The organism is Tabrizicola sp. (genome assembly GCF_041911175.1).
In the GTDB taxonomy this organism is placed as follows: Bacteria; Pseudomonadota; Alphaproteobacteria; order Rhodobacterales; family Rhodobacteraceae; genus Tabrizicola.
The window spans coordinates 19056-37566 of sequence record NZ_JAYRPN010000100.1; the positions used below are offsets into that span (position 1 = coordinate 19056).

Genomic DNA, 18511 nt, shown 5'->3' on the forward strand with positions numbered 1-18511 from the left:
CTTGCCCGAGACAGCCGCATGACCCCCGCCCTTCCCCAGATCCGCGACCTTGTGCTGATCGGGGGCGGTCATGCCCATGCGCTTGTCCTGCAGATGTGGGGGATGGCCCCCCTGGCCGGGACGCGGATTACCGTCATCAACCCCGATCCGGTTGCGCCCTACACCGGCATGCTTCCGGGCCTGATCGCCGGGCATTACCGCCGAGACGCGCTGATGATCGACCTCGTTCGGCTTGCACGTTTCGCCGGGGCACGGGTAATCTTGGATCGCGCCACGGGCATCGACCGGGCGGCGCGGCTGGTGCATCTGGCCGGGCGCCCCCCGCTGCCCTACGACCTGGCGGCAATCGACATAGGTATTACCTCGGACCTGCCCTCGCTGCCCGGTGCGGCGGACCATGCCGTGGCGGCGAAGCCCCTTGGTCGCTATGCCGAGGCCTGGGAGGCCTTCGTGGCCGCGCCGCCCGCCCTTCCCCGCGTGGTTATCCTTGGCGCTGGCCTGGGTGGGGTGGAACTGGCGCTCGCCTCGGCGCATCGGCTGCGGAAGGCTGGGGCCACGGTCACGCTCCTCGACCGGGCAGAGGCCTTCCTGCCGGCGCAGGCCCCTTCGGCACGGCGGGTGCTGGAGCGGCGCTTGGCGGCGGCAAGAGTCGTTCTGCGGCTGGGGGTGCAGGTGGCGTCGGTTGGCCCGGCCTCGGTGCGGCTGGAAAGCGGCGAGGAGATGGGGTCGGACTTCACCCTGAGCGCGACGGGTGCGCGCCCACATGGCTGGTTGGCCGAAACGGGGCTGAGGCATGCGGAGGGATTCCTGCTGACGGATGCGACCTTGCGGACCTCGGACTCGCTGGTCTTCGCAAGTGGTGACTGCGCGGGGATCGAAGGCGACCCGCGGCCCAAGGCGGGGGTCTTCGCGGTGCGGGCGGCGAGGGTCCTCCACGCGAACCTGCGGGCGGCGCTGTCGGGCAAGCCGCTGCAGACGTTCAAGCCTCAGTCGGACTACCTGAAGCTGGTGTCGCTGGGCGAGCAGGCGGCAGTGGCTGAAAAATGGGGAACGGTTGCCTCCGGCCCGCGCTTCTGGCGGCTGAAGGACCGGATCGACCGCAAGTTCATGGACCGGTTCGCCGACTATCCTGCGATGGCAGCGCCGGTCGCCCCCCGCGAGGCGACCGAGGGGCTGGCCGCGCACCTCTCAGGTCGTCCGCTGTGCGGGGGCTGCGGGGCGAAGCTGGGGCCAGGGGTGCTGTCATCGGCGCTTGGCTCCGTGCCCGCGCCCGTTCGTGCCGAAGTGCTGTCCGGCCCCGGCGACGATGCGGCGGTGCTGGCGGCAGGCGCTGGCGTGCAGGTCCTGACGACCGACCACCTGCGCGCCTTCTGCAACGACCCCCGGCTGATGGCCCGGCTGACGGCGATCCACGCGCTCGGCGATATCTGGGCGATGGGCGCCGCGCCGCAGGTCGCGCTGGCGCAGGTCACGTTGCCGCCACTCGGACCGAAGCTGCAGGCGCGGATGCTGGCCGAGGTGATGGCGGAGGCTGCCTCGGTCTTCCGCGCCGCCGGGGCCGACGTGGTGGGCGGGCAGTCGACCGAAGGGGCGGAACTGACCGTCGGCTTCACGGTCACGGGTCTGGCCGAGCGGCCCATCGGCAAGGCTGGCGCACAGCCGGGCGATGCGTTGGTGCTGACCAAGCCCATCGGTTCGGGCACGATCCTGGCCGCCGAGATGGCGCTGGCGCGGGCGCCGGGTCTGCTTCTGGGCGAGATCTGGGCCGCGTGCATCGCGCAGATGTCGGTGCCACAGGGGTCAGCAGCGGCGATCCTGGCGCCGGTGGCGCGGGCGATGACGGATGTGACGGGGTTCGGTCTGGCCGGGCATCTTCTGGAGATGCTGGAGGCGTCGGGCATGGCGGCGCGGCTGCGGTTGGGTGATGTGCCGGTGATGGCGGGGGCGGTGGAGCTGGCGGCGGCGGGGATGGGCTCATCGCTGCAACCGGCGAACCTGGCGGCGGTCAGCTGGCGGATGGCAGCCCCGCAGGACCCAAGGGTGGCGTTGCTCACCGACCCGCAGACCTGCGGGGGGCTGCTGGCCTCGGTCCCGGCTGCACAGGCGGCAGAGATGGTGGCGCGGCTGCAAGAGGCCGGGCACCAGGCGGCGGTGATCGGCGAGGTCGTCGCGGGAACGCCTTTCCTGACCGTGGTCTAGATCAGGCCTTCCTTGCGGAACAATGCCTTGAGGTCGGTCTCGGGCCGTGCGCCGAAATGGCTGATCACTTCGGCGGCCGCCACGCAGCCCATGCGGCCTGCCGTGGCAAGCGGCTGGCCGGTGGCAAGCCCGTAGAGGAACCCCGCCGCGAACTGGTCGCCCGCGCCGGTGGCATCGACGGGCACGACGCGGCGGACGGGAACCACGGCCTGCTCCTCGCCGCGCACGACGATCACGTCGTGGCCGGAGCGGGTGCAAACCACCAGCCCCGAATCCTCCGCAGCCTGCTCAAGCGCGGCGGAAAGGTCGGTCTGGTACAGCGACGACCATTCGTGTTCGTTGCCGATGACATAGTCCAGCGACTTCACCAGGCGGCGGAAATCGCCCCGGTGCCGGTCGACGCAGAACGGATCGGAAAGCGCGATCCCGGCCTTGCCACCCGCCTTGTGACACAGCTCCACCGCGCGTTCGAAGGCCTGCATCCCCTTGGGCTTGTCGTAGAGATAGCCTTCCAGGAACAGGATCTCGGCACTGCCCGCCACCGTATCGGACACGTCGTCGGGCCCAAGCTCGGACGAAATCCCGAGATAGGTATTCATCGACCGCTCCCCGTCGGGCGAGACGAAGATCATCGAGCGCGAGGTCGGAAGCTCGCCCCCCGGCACCGGCGGGTTGACGAAATCGGTCCCCTCCTGTGCCATCGTCTGCGCGTAGAAGCGGCCCAGGGCGTCGTCGTGGACCCGGCCGATGAAGGCGGTGGTCAGGCCAAGGTTGCCCAGCCCCGCCAGCGTATTCGCCACCGACCCGCCCGGCGCCTGCTGGCGGTTGGTCATGGCGCCGTAAAGAAGCTCGCCCCGCTCGCGTTCGACCAGCTGCATGATCCCCTTCTGGATGCCCATCAGGTCAAGGAAACTGTCGTCGGCGGACGAGAACACATCGACGATGGCATTGCCGATGCCGACGACCTGGTAGGACTTCATGCGGTCTTCTCCGGGTAAAGGCACCAGTCCCGGATCGGGCAGATGCCGCATTTGGGGTTGCGCGCGGTGCAGATATACCGGCCATGCAGGATAAGCCAGTGATGCGCGTGCTGCTGATATTCTGCCGGGACGTTGTCCTCGATGGCGCGCTCCACCGCCGTCTCGTCCTTGCCGGGCGCGATGCCGGTGCGGTTGCCGACGCGGAAGATATGGGTGTCGACGGCCTGGGCCGGGTGGTGGAACCACATGTTCAGCACCACGTTCGCCGTCTTGCGCCCCACACCCGGCAGCGTCACCAGCGCCGCGCGGGACGATGGCACCTCGCCCCCGAAATCGTCGATCAACAGACGGGAAAGCCTGATGACGTTCTTCGCCTTGTTGCGGAAAAGGCCGATGGTCCTGATGTGCTCGATCAGGCCCTCTTCGCCAAGGTCCAGCATCTTCTGCGGCGTGTCGGCGATCTGGAACAGCTTGCGCGTGGCCTTGTTCACCCCCGCGTCGGTGGCCTGCGCCGACAGCGCGACGGCGACCAGCAGGGTGAAGGCGTTCACATGCTCCAGCTCTCCCTTCGGGTGAGGCTCGGCTTCGGCGAAGCGGGCGAAGATCAGTTTCAGCGTGGCATAGGGAAGCTGCGGGGCCATCCGGCCTTTGCAGCACGAAAGCCGCCTCGCGACAAGCCGCAGGAAACGGGTCGCGAGCCCCGCCCTCAATGGTTAGGTTGGCCGCAAGGAGACAAACATGACCGACCTTTCCCCCGCCTACCACTATCAGGTGATCGCCCGCGCGCTCGACGTCATCGACGCCGAAGGCCCCGCGCTGACACTGGACAGCCTGGCGCAGCGGATGACCATGAGCCCGGCGCATTTCCAGCGGGTGTTCAGCCAGTGGGTCGGCGTCAGCCCGAAGCGCTATCAGCAATACCTTACTCTGGCCCATGCCCGCCGCCTGTTGACCGAACGCCACACCATGCTCGGCACCGCGCTGGCGACCGGGCTGTCCGGTACAGGCCGTCTGCATGATTTGTTCCTGACCTGGGAGGCGATGTCGCCGGGGGATTACGCGAAAGGCGGCGCGGGGCTGGAAATCAAATGGGGCTGGTTCGAAAGCCCCTTCGGCCCCACTCTGGTGATGGCCACCGACAGGGGCATCTGCGGCATGGGCTTCGCCGACGAGATGGGCGCCGAGGCGGCGCTGGAGGACCTGGCCGGACGTTGGCCGAAGGCCACCTACGTCGAGGACCCGACCGCGATCCGCCCGATGGTTGACGCAGCCTTCCGGGGAGAGGCCACCAGCCTGCACCTGATCGGCGCCCCATTCCAGATCAAGGTCTGGGAGGCGCTGCTTTCCATTCCTTCGGGGCATGTCACCACCTACGCCGACATCGCCGGGGCCATCGGCCACCCGACGGCGCACCGGGCGGTCGGCACGGCGGTGGGGCGCAACCCGATCAGCTTCCTGATCCCCTGCCATCGGGCCATGCGGCGGGACGGCGGCCTCGGCGGCTATCACTGGGGCCTGCCAAGGAAGCGCGCCATGCTGGCCTGGGAGGCCGCGCGCACAGATTTGTAATGCGCGGAACCCTGCCGAGACGTCAGGGAACCAAGAGCCTCTCGACGATGTTGATGTATTGTGGCACGGGTCTGGGCATAGGCCCGCGAACGGGCGAATTCTTGAGGCGAGAGCAAAGATGATGATGAAGACCCACCTGATCCTGGCGGCGGCCGGAACCGTTTTCCTGACCGCCTGCGTCGATCCGAATGCCTATCCGAATGACCCCAACGCCCGGCAGCGCAATGGCGCCGTGATCGGCGGCTTGGTCGGTGCCGTGACGGGTGCTGCAGTGTCCGACGGCGACGACAAGCTGAAAGGTGCGCTGATCGGCGGTGCTCTTGGCGCAGGCACCGGCGCCCTGATCGGCGCCGACCTTGACCGTCAGGCAGCGGAACTGCGCGGCTCGCTCAGCTCGAACATCTCGGTCACCAACACTGGCGACTATCTGATCGTGAACATGCCGCAGGACCTGCTGTTCGCGACCGACAGCGCCACCGTGCGGCCTGACCTGCGCTCGGACCTGAACACCGTGGCCTCCAGCCTGCTGAAGTATCCCAACAGCCGGATCGAGATCATCGGCCACACCGACAACACCGGCAGCGCCGCCTACAACCAGGACCTGTCGCAGCGACGTGCGGTGTCGGTCGCCAGCGTGCTGCGCGAAAGCGGCGTGCCGGGTGGGCGCATCGCGGCCTATGGCCGGGGCGAGGACCAGCCCATCGCGTCGAACCTGACGCCGGAAGGCCGGGCAAAGAACCGCCGGGTCGAGATCATCATCCGCCCGATCAAGTGATCGACGCAGATTTCGGAAGGGGGCCAGCTTCGGCTGGCCCTTTTTCATTGTGATCCCTGCCCGATCGGTCATATTTCCAGACCAATAGCCGGGGTCCGCAATGCCGTTCCTGAAAGTCACGCCCGAGAAGCTGTCAGATTCGGTCGTCCGCCAGATCGAACAGCTTATCCTGCGCGGCATCTTGCGTCCGGGCGAACGGCTTCCCTCCGAGCGCGATCTGGCGGAAAAGCTGGGCGTCTCGCGCCCTTCGCTGCGCGATGCCATCGCCGACCTTGCCGAGCGCGGCCTTCTGGTCAGCCGGGCCGGATCGGGTGTCTTCGTGGCCGAAGTGCTGGGGTCGGCCTTTTCGCCAGCATTGACGCAGCTTTTCTCCACCCATGACGAAGCGGTCATCGACTACATCAGCTTCCGCCGCGACATGGAGGGGCTTGCAGCGGAACGCGCCGCGACCTTCGGCTCCGAGACCGACCTGAAGCTGATCGATACCATCTTCGGCAAGATGGAGCTGTCGCACCAGAAGCGCGACCCCTCCGACGAGGCGCAGCTGGACGCCGAGTTCCACATGGCGATCATCGAGGCGAGCCACAACGTCATCATGCTGCACATGCTGCGCTCGATGTTCGAACTGCTGCGGCAGGGCGTGTTCTACAACCGGCAGACCATGTTCAGAAACCGCATGACGCGGGATCAGCTGCTGGACCAGCACCGGGCGATCAACGCGGGCATCCAGGCGCGTGACCCGGGCGCGGCGCGGGCGGCAGTGGCGGCGCATCTGGCCTATGTGGAACAGGCCTTCCACGACCAGATGCGCGCCGAAAAGCACGAATCCATCGCCCGGCAGCGGCTGGAACAGGAGGCGAGCCGCTAGCCTTTCAGCGGCAGGTGCAATTCGGTGATCAGGTCTTCCGGCGCGGTGTCCATCGGCGTGTTGAGGTAGACCTCGAAGGACGGGCTGTCTGCCGGTTCCTCGCCCGACTGCGGTAGCCAGACACCGAACAGCTCGTCATAGGCGGCGGGCAGCCCGGCATAGGGGCCCTTGTAGGTCAGCACGGCCTGCCGCCCGCCCGGCAGCGTGACCTCTTCCAGCGGTGAGGACAAGTCGACAGAGCCCTTGATCTCGAACCCGGCCTGGCTGCGCAGGTCGGGTTCGGCCACCGATTGCGGGTCGTCGTAAAAGACGCCGATCATGCTGCCCGCGGACCGGGACAGGTCGCGGCTGGCCATGACGGCGGAGAGCGTCTGGAAGGCGCGCGAGATTTCGAAATAGGCGCCCCTGTGCGGCAGGGCGGCCAGCCGGATCGGCGCTTCAGTGCGGATGGTGACGGGATGCATGGGACTTCTCCTTGGCGGGAAATGGCGGACGAAGGGGCGCAACTCGCCCCGTTTTCGGAAGGCGGCAGGCGACATCAGGAAGGCTTCCGTGAAGCAGCGGTTGAAGCTCTGTACGTTCTCCATCCCGACTGCGGCGGCAATGGCCGGAAGGGGGTCTTCCGTCATCGCCAGCAGGTATGACGCCCGCTGCATCCTGATCCGCCGCACGGCCTGGGCCAGCGTCTCGCCGGTCATGGCGCGGAAGACGCGGTGCCAGTGGAACCGGCTCATCGCCGCGATGTCGGACAGGGCGTCCAGCGACAGGTCCCCGGCGGGGTTGTCGTGGATATGGTCCAGGACCCGCAACAGCCGCTTCTCGTTTGCATTGGTCATGTCGCCTCCCTTCACCCGGTCACCCTTGCACGTCCCCGCCGCACAAATCTTGCCGAGTTGCATCAGGCCCGGCCCGAAGGCATATAGAGGCGGTCCCGCAAAGGAAGCGCCATGCAATACCTCGAATTCGAAAAACCCCTCGCCGACATCGAAGGCAAGGCGGAAGAGCTTCGCGCGATGGCGAAGACCGGCGGCGGCGTCGACATGTCGAAAGAGGCCGAGGCGCTGGACCGCAAGGCGGATCAGGCGCTGCGCGATCTCTACAAGAACCTGACCGCGTGGCAGAAATGCCAGGTGGCCCGTCACCCCGACCGGCCGCATTGCCAGGACTACATCGACCAGCTCTTCACCGAATACACCGCGCTGGCGGGCGACCGCGCCTTTGCCGACGATCACGCGGTGATGGGCGGCCTTGCCCGCTTCAACGACCAGCCGGTGATGGTGATCGGGCACGAGAAGGGCAACGACACCAAGACCCGCATCCAGCGCAACTTCGGCATGGCCCGGCCCGAGGGCTACCGCAAGGCGATCCGGCTGATGGACATGGCCGACCGCTTCCGCCTGCCGGTGATCACCCTGATCGACACCGCCGGGGCCTATCCCGGCAAGGGGGCGGAGGAGCGTGGGCAAGCAGAGGCCATCGCCCGGTCGACCGAGAAGTGCCTGGCCATCGGGGTGCCGCTGATTTCGGTGGTGATCGGCGAGGGCGGGTCCGGCGGGGCGGTGGCCTTCGCGACGGCGAACCGGGTCGCGATGCTGGAGCATTCGATCTATTCGGTGATCAGCCCGGAAGGCTGCGCCTCGATCCTGTGGAAGGACGCCGAAAAGATGCGCGAGGCGGCCGAGGCGCTGCGGCTGACGGCGCAGGACCTGCAGAAGCTGGGGATCATCGACCGGATCGTGAAGGAGCCCCTTGGCGGGGCGCAGCGCGCGCCGAAAGAGGCGGTCGAGGCGGTCGGCAAGGCGATCGAGGCGATGCTGGGCGAATTGGCGGGCAAGAAGCCGGAGGCGCTGGTCAAGGACCGGCGGCAGAAGTTCCTCGACATGGGATCGAAGGGGCTGGCGGCTTGATCCCTCGCGCCGGGGTTGCCCTGGTCCTGGCGGTGGCGCTGGCGGCCCCGGTCCATGCCGGGACGCTGGAGGGGCGGCTTGTCACCTTCACCGTGGAAACCTGGGACGACCGCGAGGCCCCGCTCCTGGTCGCGCGGGGGCGGACGGTGACGGTGGGGGCGGGAACCGAGTTCGGGCTGGGGCCGGAGGGGTTCACCGCCGGGCTGGACGTGGTGCCGGTGGATGTGGAAATCGGGCCGACGCGGATCGAGCTGAGCTATCCGAAGGGGATCGGCCGGTTCTACGAGGCGAAGTTCAACGGCTACGTCCTGCGGTTCGAGACGGATTGTGCCCTCTTCGACAAGGTTGCAATCGACCCGGCGGGGACGACGATGCAGGGGGTGGAGGTCTGGGCCGAAACCGGGGCGCTTTATATCGACGTTTCGGGGGCGGGATACGGGCCGACCTCGACGCTGGCGCTGGACCTTGAAGTGGCGGACTGCCCGATGAGCTGAGATGTCCACTGTGGACAGATTCAGAAAATCATATTAGATCAAATGCTTGAGAATTTTCGTTAAGGATTTGGAAACTTTTCCCGTCGTCACGTAGAACCCTCCTGCGCCGCGACTTCCTCTTCGCGTCGGAGTGGCCCGCGAGGAGGATGAAGTCGACGACGAGCTTTCCCTGCACAGCCCGAAGCTTGGGGAGATCAGGCCTTCGGCTTCTTCGGCTTCGGCGCGGGAAGGTCGGCGGCAATGGCGCGCAGGGCGGCGATCACCGGAGCAGGATCGTCCAGCGCGTCGGTGACAAGCAGATGCAGTTTCGCGCCGGGATAGGGGTGGCCGGTCGGACAATCGGGGAGTGCCGCCAGAGCCCCGGCGGTGGGTTTCAGGAACAGCTGGTCGTCGCAGATGAGCGCAACCACCTTGCCGTCGAGGTAGAAGGCGTATTCGCCGAACATCTTCCGCGCGGCAAGCGGCAGGGCGTCCAACGCGTCGAGCAGATGGGCGATGGTCTCGGCCCGGGTGCCCATCAGGCCTTGAACCCGGCTTCGGCCATCAGGCTGTTAGAGCGGACTTCAACCTGCGTCTCCAGTTGCGCCATGAACTCGGGCACGGGCAGGCCGGGGGCGATGGGGGGCAGGAATTCCACCACCGCAAGGCCTGGCTTCCGCAGGATGCCGCGCTTGGGCCAGAACACCCCGACATTGGTGGCGACCGGATGGCAGGGCTGGGCAAGTTGTTCGTAGAGAAGCCCGGTGCCGACCTTGTAGGGCTTCTTGTCGCCGGGCGCGACGCGGGTGCCCTGCGGGTAGATGATCAGTTGCCCCGGCTCCGCCGCGCCGGCCGCCACGTCGGCCTTCATCCGGGCGATGGCTGCGCCGCGCTTGCCGCGATCCACCGGGACGCAGCCGATCCGCAGCGCATACTGGCCGAGGAAGGGGGTGAACATCAGCTCGCGCTTCATGATGAACTTGCCCGCCGGGACGGCGTTGAAGATCAGGATGATGTCGAGGAAACTTTGATGCTTGGCGGCGATCAGCGCCTCGCCGCTGGGGGGCGTGCCGCGGACCTCGGATTTCAGGCCGGTGAGGAGGCGGAGAGAAAAGATCGTCCAGCGGCAGAAGGTCTTGCAGGCGACCCGCGCGCCGTGGCGAGAGACCAGCGCCCAGGGGGCGAAGACCACGGCGATGACGGCCATCGCCAGATACATCTGGATGATGAAGAGCAACGAGAGCAGCCAGCGGATCGGGGTCATGTCAGCTCTCGCAGTTTCTGGAAGGCGGCGCGGCGGGTGGCGAGGAAGGCCACGATAGCAGCGAGGGGGGGAAGGGCAAAGGGCCAGAGCCAGCCGGTGCCGGAAAACCCCAGCCCGGTGAGGAACCCCCCGGCAGCATCGGCGGCGGGAAGGGCGGCGACGCCGACCAGCCCGGCGGCGGCACCGACGGCGGCCCCGGTCAGGGTGCGGAGCGTGAAGCGGCGGACGAAGGCGCGGGCGATGTAGCTGTCCTTGGCGCCGACAAGGCGCAGGACGCGGATCACCTCGGCATTGGTCGCCAGCGCGGCGCGGGCGGCAAGGGTGATCATCGCCGCCATAGTCGCCCCGATCAGCACGATGGAGAGGACGCCCAGCAGGCGGATGCGGCTGGCGGCCTCGGCCAGCGGGCGGCGCCAGCGGGTGTGGTCGTCCAAGACTGCGCCAGGGGCCTCGGCGGTGAGGCGCTGTTTCAGGCCTTCGGCGTCATAGGGCGGGTCGGCCTCGACCACCTCGATCAGCCGGGGGATCGGGAGGGCCTCGACCGGCAGGCCGGGGCCGAACCAGGGTTCGAGAAGCTTCTTCGTCTCGGCGTCGTCGATCTGCCGGTAGCTGGCGATGCCCGGCGTGACGGCAAGCGTGGCGAGGATCGCGTCGGTCTGGATCTGCACCTGTTCGGCGGGGGCGGAGAGGCGGATGGTCGCCGTTTTCGCCAGCGCCTCGGACCAGCGGGTGGCGAGGCGGCCGGAGGCGAGGGAGAGGGCGAGGGCGAAGACGCAGAGGAAGGTCATCGCTCCCGCGGTGAAGGTGGTGAGCCAGGCGGTGGGGCCGGAGGGGGGGACAACCTCCAGCGCGCGGGTGGCGGGGGAGGCGGGCTTGGCGCTGGGCAGCTTCACAGGTCGGCCCCCGCAAGCTGGACCCGGTGCCTGGCGATGCGCAGCACGCGGGCCTGGATCTGCGCCTTGGCCTGGCGGATCAGGTTCAGGTCGTGGGTGGCGACGAGGATGGTCTTGCCCATCTTGTTCAGCTCGACCAGCAGGGTGAGGATGCGCAAGGACATTTCCCAGTCGACGTTGCCGGTGGGTTCGTCGGCCAGGATCACGTCGGGGTCGACGATCACGGCGCGGGCGAGCGCGGCGCGTTGGCGTTCGCCGCCCGACATCTGCGGGGGCAGCGCATCGGCCAGGTGTTTCAGGCCGACCCAGCCGAGGAGGTCGTCCATGTCCTGTGCGCTGCTTTCGCGGTCGGAGACGGTGAAGGGCAGCGCCATGTTGGCGGCCAGCGTCATGTGGTCGAGGAACTTGCAGTCCTGATGCACGATGCCGATCCGGCGGCGGGTGCGGGCCACGTCGTCGCGCGACAGCTTGGTGACATCGTTGTCGAACAAGGTGACGCGGCCCGAGGTGGGGCGCAACTCGGCATAGGCGAGTTTGAGGAAGGTGGATTTCCCCGCACCCGATGGCCCGGTGAGGAAATGGAACGACCCTGGCGCCAGCTTGAGCGAGACATCCGACAGAAGCTCGCCCCCGCCATAGCTGTAGGCCACGTTTTCGAAGCTGATCACGCTGTTCCCCCGCTGCCCCGGTGTGGCGGTTCGGTCTGCATGGTGCTGCCGCCACTGCGCTTTCCATCGCACAGGGCGAAACGATTGCACAAGGGCACGCGACAAACCCTTGGAACGACTGGAATTAGGGACTACAACTTTGACGGAGCAGCCGGAAAACAGGCGTTGAGGGACGAAGATGCGTTTGGTTTGCCCGAATTGTGAGGCGAAATACGAGGTCCCGGAGGACGCGATCCCGGAAACCGGGCGCGACGTGCAATGCGCGAACTGCGGCCATGCCTGGTTCCAGATGCGGCCGCGCGCGGGGGGAGCGGAACCGGTGGTGACGCCGGTCGTGCCGCCAATTGCCCCGCCTGTGGCCCCGCCGGAGCCGGTTCCGGAAGCAGCACCCGAGCCGGAGCCGGTGATCGAGCCGGTGATCGAACCGGTGGCGGAAGTGGTGGTCGAAGCGGAACCGGAGCCAGTGGTGGAGCCGGAGCCAGCGGTCGCGGAGCCGGTGGTGGACGAGGTAGCCGCTGCGGTCGCCGAGGCGGAAGAGCCCGCTGCCGAGACTATGGCCGCTGCCGAAGCCGCAGTCTCCGAGGTATCGGTGAGCGAGACGGCGGAGGCGGTGCAGGAGGCCGAGGCAGAGGCCTCGGTCGTTGCGGCCGGGGCGGTGCCTGCGGCCTATGCGGTGGACGATTCCGTGCTTGCCATCCTGCGCGAGGAGGCCGAACGCGAAGCCCAGGCGCGCCGCGCCGAGGTGGCGAAGCCGCTGGAAACCCAGACCGACCTTGGCATCGAGTCGGCGATCCCCGAGACGCGGAAGCCGGTCGAGGTGGTCGCGGCGGTAGTCGATGCCGAGACCGACGACAGGCTGGCGAACCGGCGCACCCGGTTGCCCGACGTGGAAGAGATCAACTCGACCCTGCGCCCGGCGGAGTCGGCGGAAGCCGAGACGGCGGCAGGCGCGGCGCCGGTGGCTGCCGAGGGACGGAGCAGCTTCCGCAGCGGCTTCCTGCTGGTGCTGACGGTCGCGATCCTGGGCTCGGCGATCTATGGCGCGGCGGATTCGCTGTCGCAGGCGGTGCCCGCGCTGGCCGGTCCGCTGAAGGCCTATGTCGGCTTCGTCGACAGCCTGCGGCTGCACCTGGACGGGCTGATGCAAAGTGCCACGGTGGCGATCAACGGCGACTGACGGTTCCAAATCGGCTTGCCCCTGACCGGGCGGGCCTTTATCCCTTGCGGCCAAGCCATTTCCCCGCAAGGAGCCGCCATGACCAACCAGCGTTTCGACAAGTCGAAGCTTCCCAGCCGCCATGTCACCGAGGGCCCGGCGCGCGCCCCGCACCGCAGCTATTTCTACGCGATGGGGATCACGGAAGAAGAGATCCACCAGCCCTGGGTGGGCGTGGCGACCTGCTGGAACGAGGCGGCGCCGTGCAACATCGCGCTGAACCGGCAGGCGCAGATCGTGAAGCAGGGCGTCAAGAAGGGCGGCGGCACCCCGCGCGAGTTCACCACGATCACCGTGACCGACGGGATCGCGATGGGGCACGAGGGGATGCGGTCCTCGCTGGCGTCGCGCGATGCCATCGCCGATACGGTGGAACTGACGATGCGCGGGCATTGCTATGACGCGATCGTCGGGCTGGCGGGCTGCGACAAGTCGCTGCCGGGGATGATGATGGCGATGGTGCGGCTGAACGTGCCGTCTGTCTTCATCTATGGCGGGTCGATCCTGCCGGGCCGCTACAACGGCCAGGACATCACCGTGCAGGACATGTTCGAGGCGGTGGGCAAGAACCAGGCCGGGGTCCTGTCGGAGGCCGAGCTGGAGATCATGGAGAAGGTCGCCTGCCCGTCCTCGGGGGCCTGCGGAGCGCAGTACACTGCGAACACGATGGCCTGCGTGTCGGAAGCCATCGGGCTGGCTCTCTTGAATTCCTCCAGCGCGCCCGCGCCCTATGAGTCCCGCGACCAGTATGGCGAGGCTTCGGGCGTGGCCGTGATGCACCTGATCGAGAAGAACATCCGCGCGCGGGACATCGTGACGCGGAAGGCGCTGGAGAACGCGGCGCGGGTGGTGGGCTGCACTGGCGGGTCGACCAACGCCGCCTTGCACCTGCCGGCGCTGGCGAACGAGGCGGGGATCGACTTCGACCTCTTCGACGTGGCGAAGATCATGAAGGACACGCCCTATTTCGTCGACCTGCGGCCGGGCGGAAAATATGTCGCCAAGGACCTGCACGAGGTGGGCGGCGTGGCCGTGGTGATGAAGGAACTGGCGAAGGAAGGGCTGCTGCACCTCGACTGCATCACCGCCTCGGGCAAGACTCTGGGTGAATCGCTGGACGAGATCCGCGGCGAGGCGGATGGAACGGTGATCTACCACATCGGCTCGCCCATCACCAAGACCGGGGGCGTGGTCTCGCTGCGCGGCAACCTTGCGCCCGACGGGGCCATCGTGAAGGTCGCGGGGATGACCGAGGCCGAGCAGGTGTTCAGCGGTCCCGCGCGGGTCTTCGAATGCGAGGAAGACGCCTTCGAGGCGGTGAAGAGCCGCGGCTACAAGGAGGGCGAGGTCATCGTCATCCGCAACGAGGGCCCGGCGGGCGGGCCGGGGATGCGCGAGATGCTGGCGACCACGGCGGCGCTGTCAGGTCAGGGCATGGGCAAGAAGGTGGCGCTGATCACCGACGGGCGGTTCAGCGGCGCGACGCGGGGCTTCTGCGTCGGCCATGTCGGGCCGGAAGCGGCGCATGGCGGGCCGATTGCGCTTCTCAAGAACGGCGACATCATCAGCCTGAACGCGCTGACCGGCGAGCTTTCGGTGGCCCTCAGCGATGAGGAACTGGCGAAGCGCAAGGCCGAATGGAAAGGCCCGCGCAAGACGCAGTATACCTCCGGCGCGGTGCACAAGTTCGCCAAGCTGGTGGGTGGTGCGCGCTGGGGCGCAGTCACGCATCCGGGGGCGAAGGCCGAAAGCCACGTCTACATGGACCAGTAAGCCGGATGGCCGGTCGCATCGCCCGGGGTATCGAGGGCTGGCATCAACGCCGGACCGAAGAACGCTGGGCGCGGCTGGCCGAGGCGGCGCCGGGACTGGAAAGCCACGAGTTGCGCGCCTTGCGGTCCGAGGCGCGGGGGATGCGGCGGCAGCTTGACCGGGTGCTGCAGGCGGCGGATGCGCGGCTGGCGGTGCCCTCGCAGGCGGCAGGCCTGCCGCAGATGCCGCCCGGAACCGACTGGACCTGGCGCCCCGACCTCTGGCGCGGCGCGCTGGCGGACCCCGGCGCGGTGGCCTTGGGCGAGCGGACGGCGCTGGGCGAGGGCGTGGCGCTGTACCACGATTGCCCGCTGGGCGAAGTGGTGGTGCGGCAGGTCAGGAACGACCGGCCCGAGGATCGCGCGCCTTACGGCCTTGCCATCGACATCTTCGGGTTCAAGGGCAGCTTCCTGTCGCTGGCGCTGAACCTGCCCGAGGCGGCGGTCGAGGGGTTGAAGGCGCGGCACCTGGTGCGGGCCGAGTTGATCGTCGAGTCCGACCGGCCTTGTCGTGCCTTCGCCCGGTTGAACATCAAGCACGGGCCGAACCTGGCGCAGCCGGTGAGCAACCTGCCCGACGCGGGGCGCAACAAGGTGGCGGAGTTCGACCTGGCCTATGCCGGGCTGAACGACCGGCGGATCGAGCGCGCCTGGCTGGACCTGATCCTGAACGATGCGGGCATGTCCCGGATCGTGATCCGCGATCTGGTGGTCAGTCGCCGCCCGCGCGCCGAGTTGTAGGGGAAGAGATGGGTCTGAAGATCGAGCAGGGCCGCATCGCAGGGGGTGTCTGGGAGGGCGTCCTGACCGGAGCCGTGACCGCTCCGGGGATCGAGGTGCTGCACGAGGGCCGGGCGGTCGAGGGGGTCGAGGTTCATCCCGTGACCGGCACGGCGGGCAGCTTCACGGTGCGGGTGCCGATCCCGGCCTGGGCGTTGAACGACGGGGTGCAGAGTTTTCTTGTCCAGTCGGGCGGGGCGGCGCTGGCGCGGTTCTCGCTGGTCGCGGGTCAGCCGCCGGACCAGGACCTCCGCGCCGAACTGAGCCTGTTGCGGGCCGAGCTGGACCTGCTGAAGCGCGCCTTCCAGCGGCATGTGCGGGAGGGATGAACCCGGGCCTCGTCGTGCGACTTCGTCTTCTCCTCGGCAGGGCTTCCCCAGCGCGGAGCGCCGAAGGCGACGACGAGCCTTCGTCAGAGTTGCGCCAGCAGGTGTTCACCCCCGGAAATTTCGCAGCCCCGGCCGGTTTCCGGGTTGAACCGGGTGACGGTGCCATTTTCCGCCAGCAGCGCATAGCGCCTGGAGCGGGCGAAGAAGCCGGAAGCAGGGGCGTCGAACGCCATGCCGATGGCCTTGGTGAAACTGGCATCGGCATCGCCCAGCATGGTGATCCCGGCGGCAGTGGCCCCGGTCGCCTCGCCCCAGGCCTTCATCACGAAGGGGTCGTTGACCGAGACGCAAATGATCTCGTCCACGCCTTTGTCGGCGAAGGCCTTGGCGGTGCGCATGAAGCTGGGGACATGGGCGGTGGAGCAGGTGCTGGTATAGGCGCCGGGCAGCCCGAAGATCACCACCTTGCGGCCCTTCAGCCGGTCCGCAATCGAGATGCCTTCGACCCCCTCGGGTCCCACCCGCAGAAGTGTCGCCTCGGGCAGATGTGTGCCAACTTCGATCGTCATTGATGCGTTTCCCTTAGCTTTGCCGCGTTGCGCAGCCATCCGCTTGGGTTATAGGGTCCCACGCGGAACATGCCAGAGGGGGATGCGCGATGCGGGTGGTGATCGTCGGGGCCGGGCAGGCGGGTGCGGCGCTGGCCGCGAAGCTGCGGGCCTTGGGGCATGCGGGCGAGATCGTGATGCTGGGCGACGAGCCCGCGCCGCCCTACCAGCGTCCGCCGCTGTCGAAGGCCTACCTGCTGGGCGAGATGGAGGAAGACCGGCTCTGGCTGCGCGCGCCGGAGTTCTGGGCGGAGAACGGGGTGGAGTTGCGGCTGGGCCAAGGGGTGACGGCCATCGACCCGACCGCCAAGACGGTGACCGTGGGCGGCGAGGCGCTGGCCTATGATCATCTGGCGCTGACCACGGGATCGACCCCGCGCCGCTTGCCTGCGGCGATTGGCGGGTCGCTGGAGGGGGTCTACACCGTGCGGACGCTGGCGGACGTGGATGCGATGCGGGCCGAGTTCTGCCCTGGCCGCCGGGTGATCATCGTCGGCGGCGGCTATATCGGGCTGGAGGCGGCTGCGGTGGCGGCCAAGCTGGGCCTCGACGTGACGGTGCTGGAAATGGCACCGCGCATCCTGCAACGGGTGGCCTCGCCCGAGACGTCGGACTATGTCCGCGCGCTGCACCGGGCGCATGGGGTGAAGGTGCTGGAGTCGACGGGGCTGGACCGGCTGGTCGGTGATGACCGGGTGGAGGGGGCGGCGCTGAAGGACGGGCGGGTGCTGCCGGCGGATTTCGTGATCGTCGGTGTGGGGATCACGCCCAACACCCATCTGGCCGACGAGGCCGGGCTGGAGATCGACAACGGCATCGCCACCGATGAGCTGGGCCGGACCTCGGACCCGGCGATCTGGTCGGCGGGGGATTGCGCTTCGTTCCCGTGGCGGGGCGGGCGCATCCGGCTGGAATCGGTGGGCAATGCCATCGACCAGGCCGAGGCGGTGGCGGCGAACATCCTGGGGGCTGCGGAGGCCTATCAGGCGAAGCCGTGGTTCTGGTCGGACCAATACGACCTGAAACTGCAGATCGCGGGGCTGAACATCGGCTATGACCGGATCGTGACCCGCAGGGGCGAGGGGGATGTGGCGAGCTTCTGGTATTACCGGGGGCCGGATCTGCTGGCGGTGGATGCGATGAACGACAGCCGCGCCTACATGGTCGGCAAGCGGTTGATCGAGATGGGCAAGTCCCCCGCGCCCGAGGTGATCGAGACAGCGGCGGACCTGAAGTCCCTGCTGAAGGGATGAGGATCATCGGCGGCGCGCGCCGGGGCCTGAAGCTGGCCGATGTGGGCGAGGGCGACGCCGCGGCGCATCTGCGCCCGACCTCGGACCGGGTGCGCGAGGCGATCTTCAACCTCTTGATCAACGCTCACGGCAACCCGGTCGCCGGGGCGCGGGTACTGGACCTGTTCGCCGGCACGGGGGCGCTGGGGCTGGAAAGCTTGAGCCGGGGGGCTTCGGAGGCGACCTTCGTGGACGATGGCGCGAAGGCCCTCGCGCTGATCCGGGCGAATGTCGCGAAGATGCGGGCCGAGGGCGAGACGCAGGTCCTGCGGCAGGATGTGCGGCGGCTGGGGCCGAATCCGGGCGGGGGCTACGGGCTGGTGTTCCTCGATCCGCCTTACGGGAAAGGTTTGGGGGAGACCGCGCTGGCGGCGGCGCTGAAGGGCGGATGGCTGGCTTCCGGGGCGATGGTGGTCTGGGAAGAAGGAAGCGCCCCGCCGGTGCCGGAAGGGTTTGCGCTGACCGACCAGCGGAAATATGGCGATACCATCGTGACCCTGCTGAAAGCCCCCGAATGATCCGCCCCGAAGCCGTGCTGTTCGACTGCGACGGGGTCGTCGTGGACAGCGAAGGCCCAACCTTTGCGCTGTTCCTGCAAGATCTTGCGCGCTACGGCCTGCCGCTGAGCCTTGAGGAGTTCGAGGCGAATTTCCTTGGCGGCACCGTCGAGCTGGTGGGCCAGCGGGCGCGGGAAGCGGGGGCGAGGTTGCCGGAGGGCTGGGTCGCGGATTTCTACGAGCGGATGTATGCGATGCTGGCCGCCGGGGTGCCGCTGGTGCCGGGGATATTGGCTGTGCTGGACCGGCTGGACCGCGCGGGCATTCCCTATGCGATGGGGTCGAACGGGTCGCTGGAGAAGATGCGGATCACCCTTGGCCA

At 68.1% G+C, this 18511-nt stretch carries 21 protein-coding genes; 13 read left to right on the forward strand and 8 right to left on the reverse strand.

The window, feature by feature from the left end; all coding sequences use genetic code 11:
• Positions 1-18: 18 nt before the first annotated feature.
• Positions 19-2199: a selenide, water dikinase SelD gene (gene selD / locus ACE3P6_RS13565; RefSeq protein ID WP_374395918.1), complete on the forward strand. Its 2181-nt coding sequence runs from the start codon at positions 19-21 to the stop codon at positions 2197-2199.
• Here selD and ACE3P6_RS13570 read toward each other — a convergent pair.
• A complete protein-coding gene (locus ACE3P6_RS13570) occupies positions 2196-3179 on the reverse strand; it encodes an adenosine kinase (protein WP_374395920.1) in 984 nt (327 codons plus the stop codon). The genes selD and ACE3P6_RS13570 overlap by 4 nt on opposite strands.
• The gene (nth, locus tag ACE3P6_RS13575) at positions 3176-3820 is read right to left on the reverse strand and encodes an endonuclease III (RefSeq protein WP_374395923.1); all 645 of its coding nucleotides are present in this window, start codon (positions 3818-3820) and stop codon (positions 3176-3178) included. Before nth ends, ACE3P6_RS13570 begins: the two co-directional genes overlap by 4 nt.
• 97 nt (positions 3821-3917) lie before the next feature.
• Between nth and ACE3P6_RS13580 the strand changes: the two genes are divergently transcribed.
• The 3 genes from ACE3P6_RS13580 to ACE3P6_RS13590 all read left to right on the forward strand — a co-directional run bounded on the left by ACE3P6_RS13580 (position 3918) and on the right by ACE3P6_RS13590 (position 6391).
• Positions 3918-4748, forward strand: coding sequence for a methylated-DNA--[protein]-cysteine S-methyltransferase (locus tag ACE3P6_RS13580; protein WP_374395924.1), 831 nt, complete (start codon positions 3918-3920; stop codon positions 4746-4748).
• A 118-nt stretch (positions 4749-4866) separates the two neighbouring features.
• Positions 4867-5523 (forward strand): OmpA family protein, encoded by a 657-nt coding sequence (locus tag ACE3P6_RS13585; protein ID WP_374371381.1) that lies wholly within the window; start codon positions 4867-4869, stop codon positions 5521-5523.
• A 100-nt stretch (positions 5524-5623) separates the two neighbouring features.
• Complete coding sequence (locus ACE3P6_RS13590) at positions 5624-6391, forward strand: FadR/GntR family transcriptional regulator (RefSeq protein WP_374395926.1); 768 nt, start codon at positions 5624-5626, stop codon at positions 6389-6391.
• Here ACE3P6_RS13590 and ACE3P6_RS13595 read toward each other — a convergent pair.
• Complete coding sequence (locus ACE3P6_RS13595) at positions 6388-7227, reverse strand: GyrI-like domain-containing protein (RefSeq protein WP_374395928.1); 840 nt, start codon at positions 7225-7227, stop codon at positions 6388-6390. The two genes, ACE3P6_RS13590 and ACE3P6_RS13595, sit on opposite strands and share 4 nt — an antisense overlap.
• A 111-nt stretch (positions 7228-7338) precedes the next feature.
• Here ACE3P6_RS13595 and ACE3P6_RS13600 point away from each other — a divergent pair, with 111 nt between their 5' ends.
• Together ACE3P6_RS13600 and ACE3P6_RS13605 are read left to right on the forward strand one after the other, a co-directional pair.
• Positions 7339-8298: an acetyl-CoA carboxylase carboxyltransferase subunit alpha gene (locus ACE3P6_RS13600; protein WP_374395930.1), complete on the forward strand. Its 960-nt coding sequence runs from the start codon at positions 7339-7341 to the stop codon at positions 8296-8298.
• On the forward strand, positions 8295-8792 hold the full coding sequence (locus tag ACE3P6_RS13605) for a hypothetical protein (RefSeq protein WP_374395932.1): 498 nt from the start codon (positions 8295-8297) through the stop codon (positions 8790-8792). Before ACE3P6_RS13600 ends, ACE3P6_RS13605 begins: the two co-directional genes overlap by 4 nt.
• Before the next feature lie 194 nt (positions 8793-8986).
• Here ACE3P6_RS13605 and ACE3P6_RS13610 read toward each other — a convergent pair whose 3' ends face one another.
• The 4 genes from ACE3P6_RS13610 to ACE3P6_RS13625 are packed head-to-tail and all read right to left on the reverse strand — an operon-like array spanning position 8987 to position 11596.
• Positions 8987-9310 carry a TfoX/Sxy family protein gene (locus ACE3P6_RS13610; protein ID WP_374395934.1) on the reverse strand — a complete coding sequence of 108 codons (324 nt, stop codon included), beginning with the start codon at positions 9308-9310 and terminating at the stop codon, positions 8987-8989.
• A complete protein-coding gene (locus ACE3P6_RS13615; RefSeq protein ID WP_374395936.1) occupies positions 9310-10035 on the reverse strand; it encodes a lysophospholipid acyltransferase family protein in 726 nt (241 codons plus the stop codon). Before ACE3P6_RS13615 ends, ACE3P6_RS13610 begins: the two co-directional genes overlap by 1 nt.
• A complete protein-coding gene (locus tag ACE3P6_RS13620; protein WP_374395938.1) occupies positions 10032-10928 on the reverse strand; it encodes a cell division protein FtsX in 897 nt (298 codons plus the stop codon). The genes ACE3P6_RS13615 and ACE3P6_RS13620 overlap by 4 nt, the downstream gene beginning before the upstream one ends.
• Positions 10925-11596 (reverse strand): cell division ATP-binding protein FtsE, encoded by a 672-nt coding sequence (locus ACE3P6_RS13625; RefSeq protein WP_374395940.1) that lies wholly within the window; start codon positions 11594-11596, stop codon positions 10925-10927. The genes ACE3P6_RS13620 and ACE3P6_RS13625 overlap by 4 nt, the downstream gene beginning before the upstream one ends.
• Positions 11597-11774: 178 nt before the next feature.
• On the opposite strand from ACE3P6_RS13625, the gene ACE3P6_RS13630 reads away from it, so the two are divergent.
• The 4 genes from ACE3P6_RS13630 (at position 11775) to ACE3P6_RS13645 (ending at position 15732) form a co-directional block, all read left to right on the forward strand.
• Entirely contained in the window at positions 11775-12773 is a 999-nt protein-coding gene (locus ACE3P6_RS13630; RefSeq protein ID WP_374395941.1) for a zinc-ribbon domain-containing protein, read from the forward strand.
• 78 nt (positions 12774-12851) lie between these two features.
• The gene (ilvD, locus tag ACE3P6_RS13635; RefSeq protein ID WP_374395943.1) at positions 12852-14585 is read left to right on the forward strand and encodes a dihydroxy-acid dehydratase; all 1734 of its coding nucleotides are present in this window, start codon (positions 12852-12854) and stop codon (positions 14583-14585) included.
• A gap of 5 nt (positions 14586-14590) precedes the next feature.
• The gene (locus ACE3P6_RS13640) at positions 14591-15364 is read left to right on the forward strand and encodes a DUF6478 family protein (RefSeq protein ID WP_374395945.1); all 774 of its coding nucleotides are present in this window, start codon (positions 14591-14593) and stop codon (positions 15362-15364) included.
• A gap of 8 nt (positions 15365-15372) precedes the next feature.
• Positions 15373-15732: a hypothetical protein gene (locus tag ACE3P6_RS13645; protein WP_374395947.1), complete on the forward strand. Its 360-nt coding sequence runs from the start codon at positions 15373-15375 to the stop codon at positions 15730-15732.
• A gap of 83 nt (positions 15733-15815) precedes the next feature.
• Here ACE3P6_RS13645 and ACE3P6_RS13650 read toward each other — a convergent pair whose 3' ends face one another.
• Complete coding sequence (locus tag ACE3P6_RS13650; RefSeq protein WP_374395950.1) at positions 15816-16301, reverse strand: peroxiredoxin; 486 nt, start codon at positions 16299-16301, stop codon at positions 15816-15818.
• An 89-nt stretch (positions 16302-16390) separates the two neighbouring features.
• Between ACE3P6_RS13650 and ACE3P6_RS13655 the strand changes: the two genes are divergently transcribed.
• The 3 genes from ACE3P6_RS13655 to ACE3P6_RS13665 form a co-directional block, all read left to right on the forward strand.
• Positions 16391-17593 (forward strand): NAD(P)/FAD-dependent oxidoreductase, encoded by a 1203-nt coding sequence (locus tag ACE3P6_RS13655; protein WP_374395952.1) that lies wholly within the window; start codon positions 16391-16393, stop codon positions 17591-17593.
• Positions 17590-18150 carry a 16S rRNA (guanine(966)-N(2))-methyltransferase RsmD gene (rsmD, locus tag ACE3P6_RS13660; RefSeq protein WP_374395954.1) on the forward strand — a complete coding sequence of 187 codons (561 nt, stop codon included), beginning with the start codon at positions 17590-17592 and terminating at the stop codon, positions 18148-18150. The genes ACE3P6_RS13655 and rsmD overlap by 4 nt, the downstream gene beginning before the upstream one ends.
• Positions 18147-18511 (forward strand): HAD family hydrolase (locus ACE3P6_RS13665; RefSeq protein ID WP_374395956.1); only part of this gene is annotated, 365 nt, incomplete at its 3' end. The genes rsmD and ACE3P6_RS13665, both read left to right, overlap by 4 nt.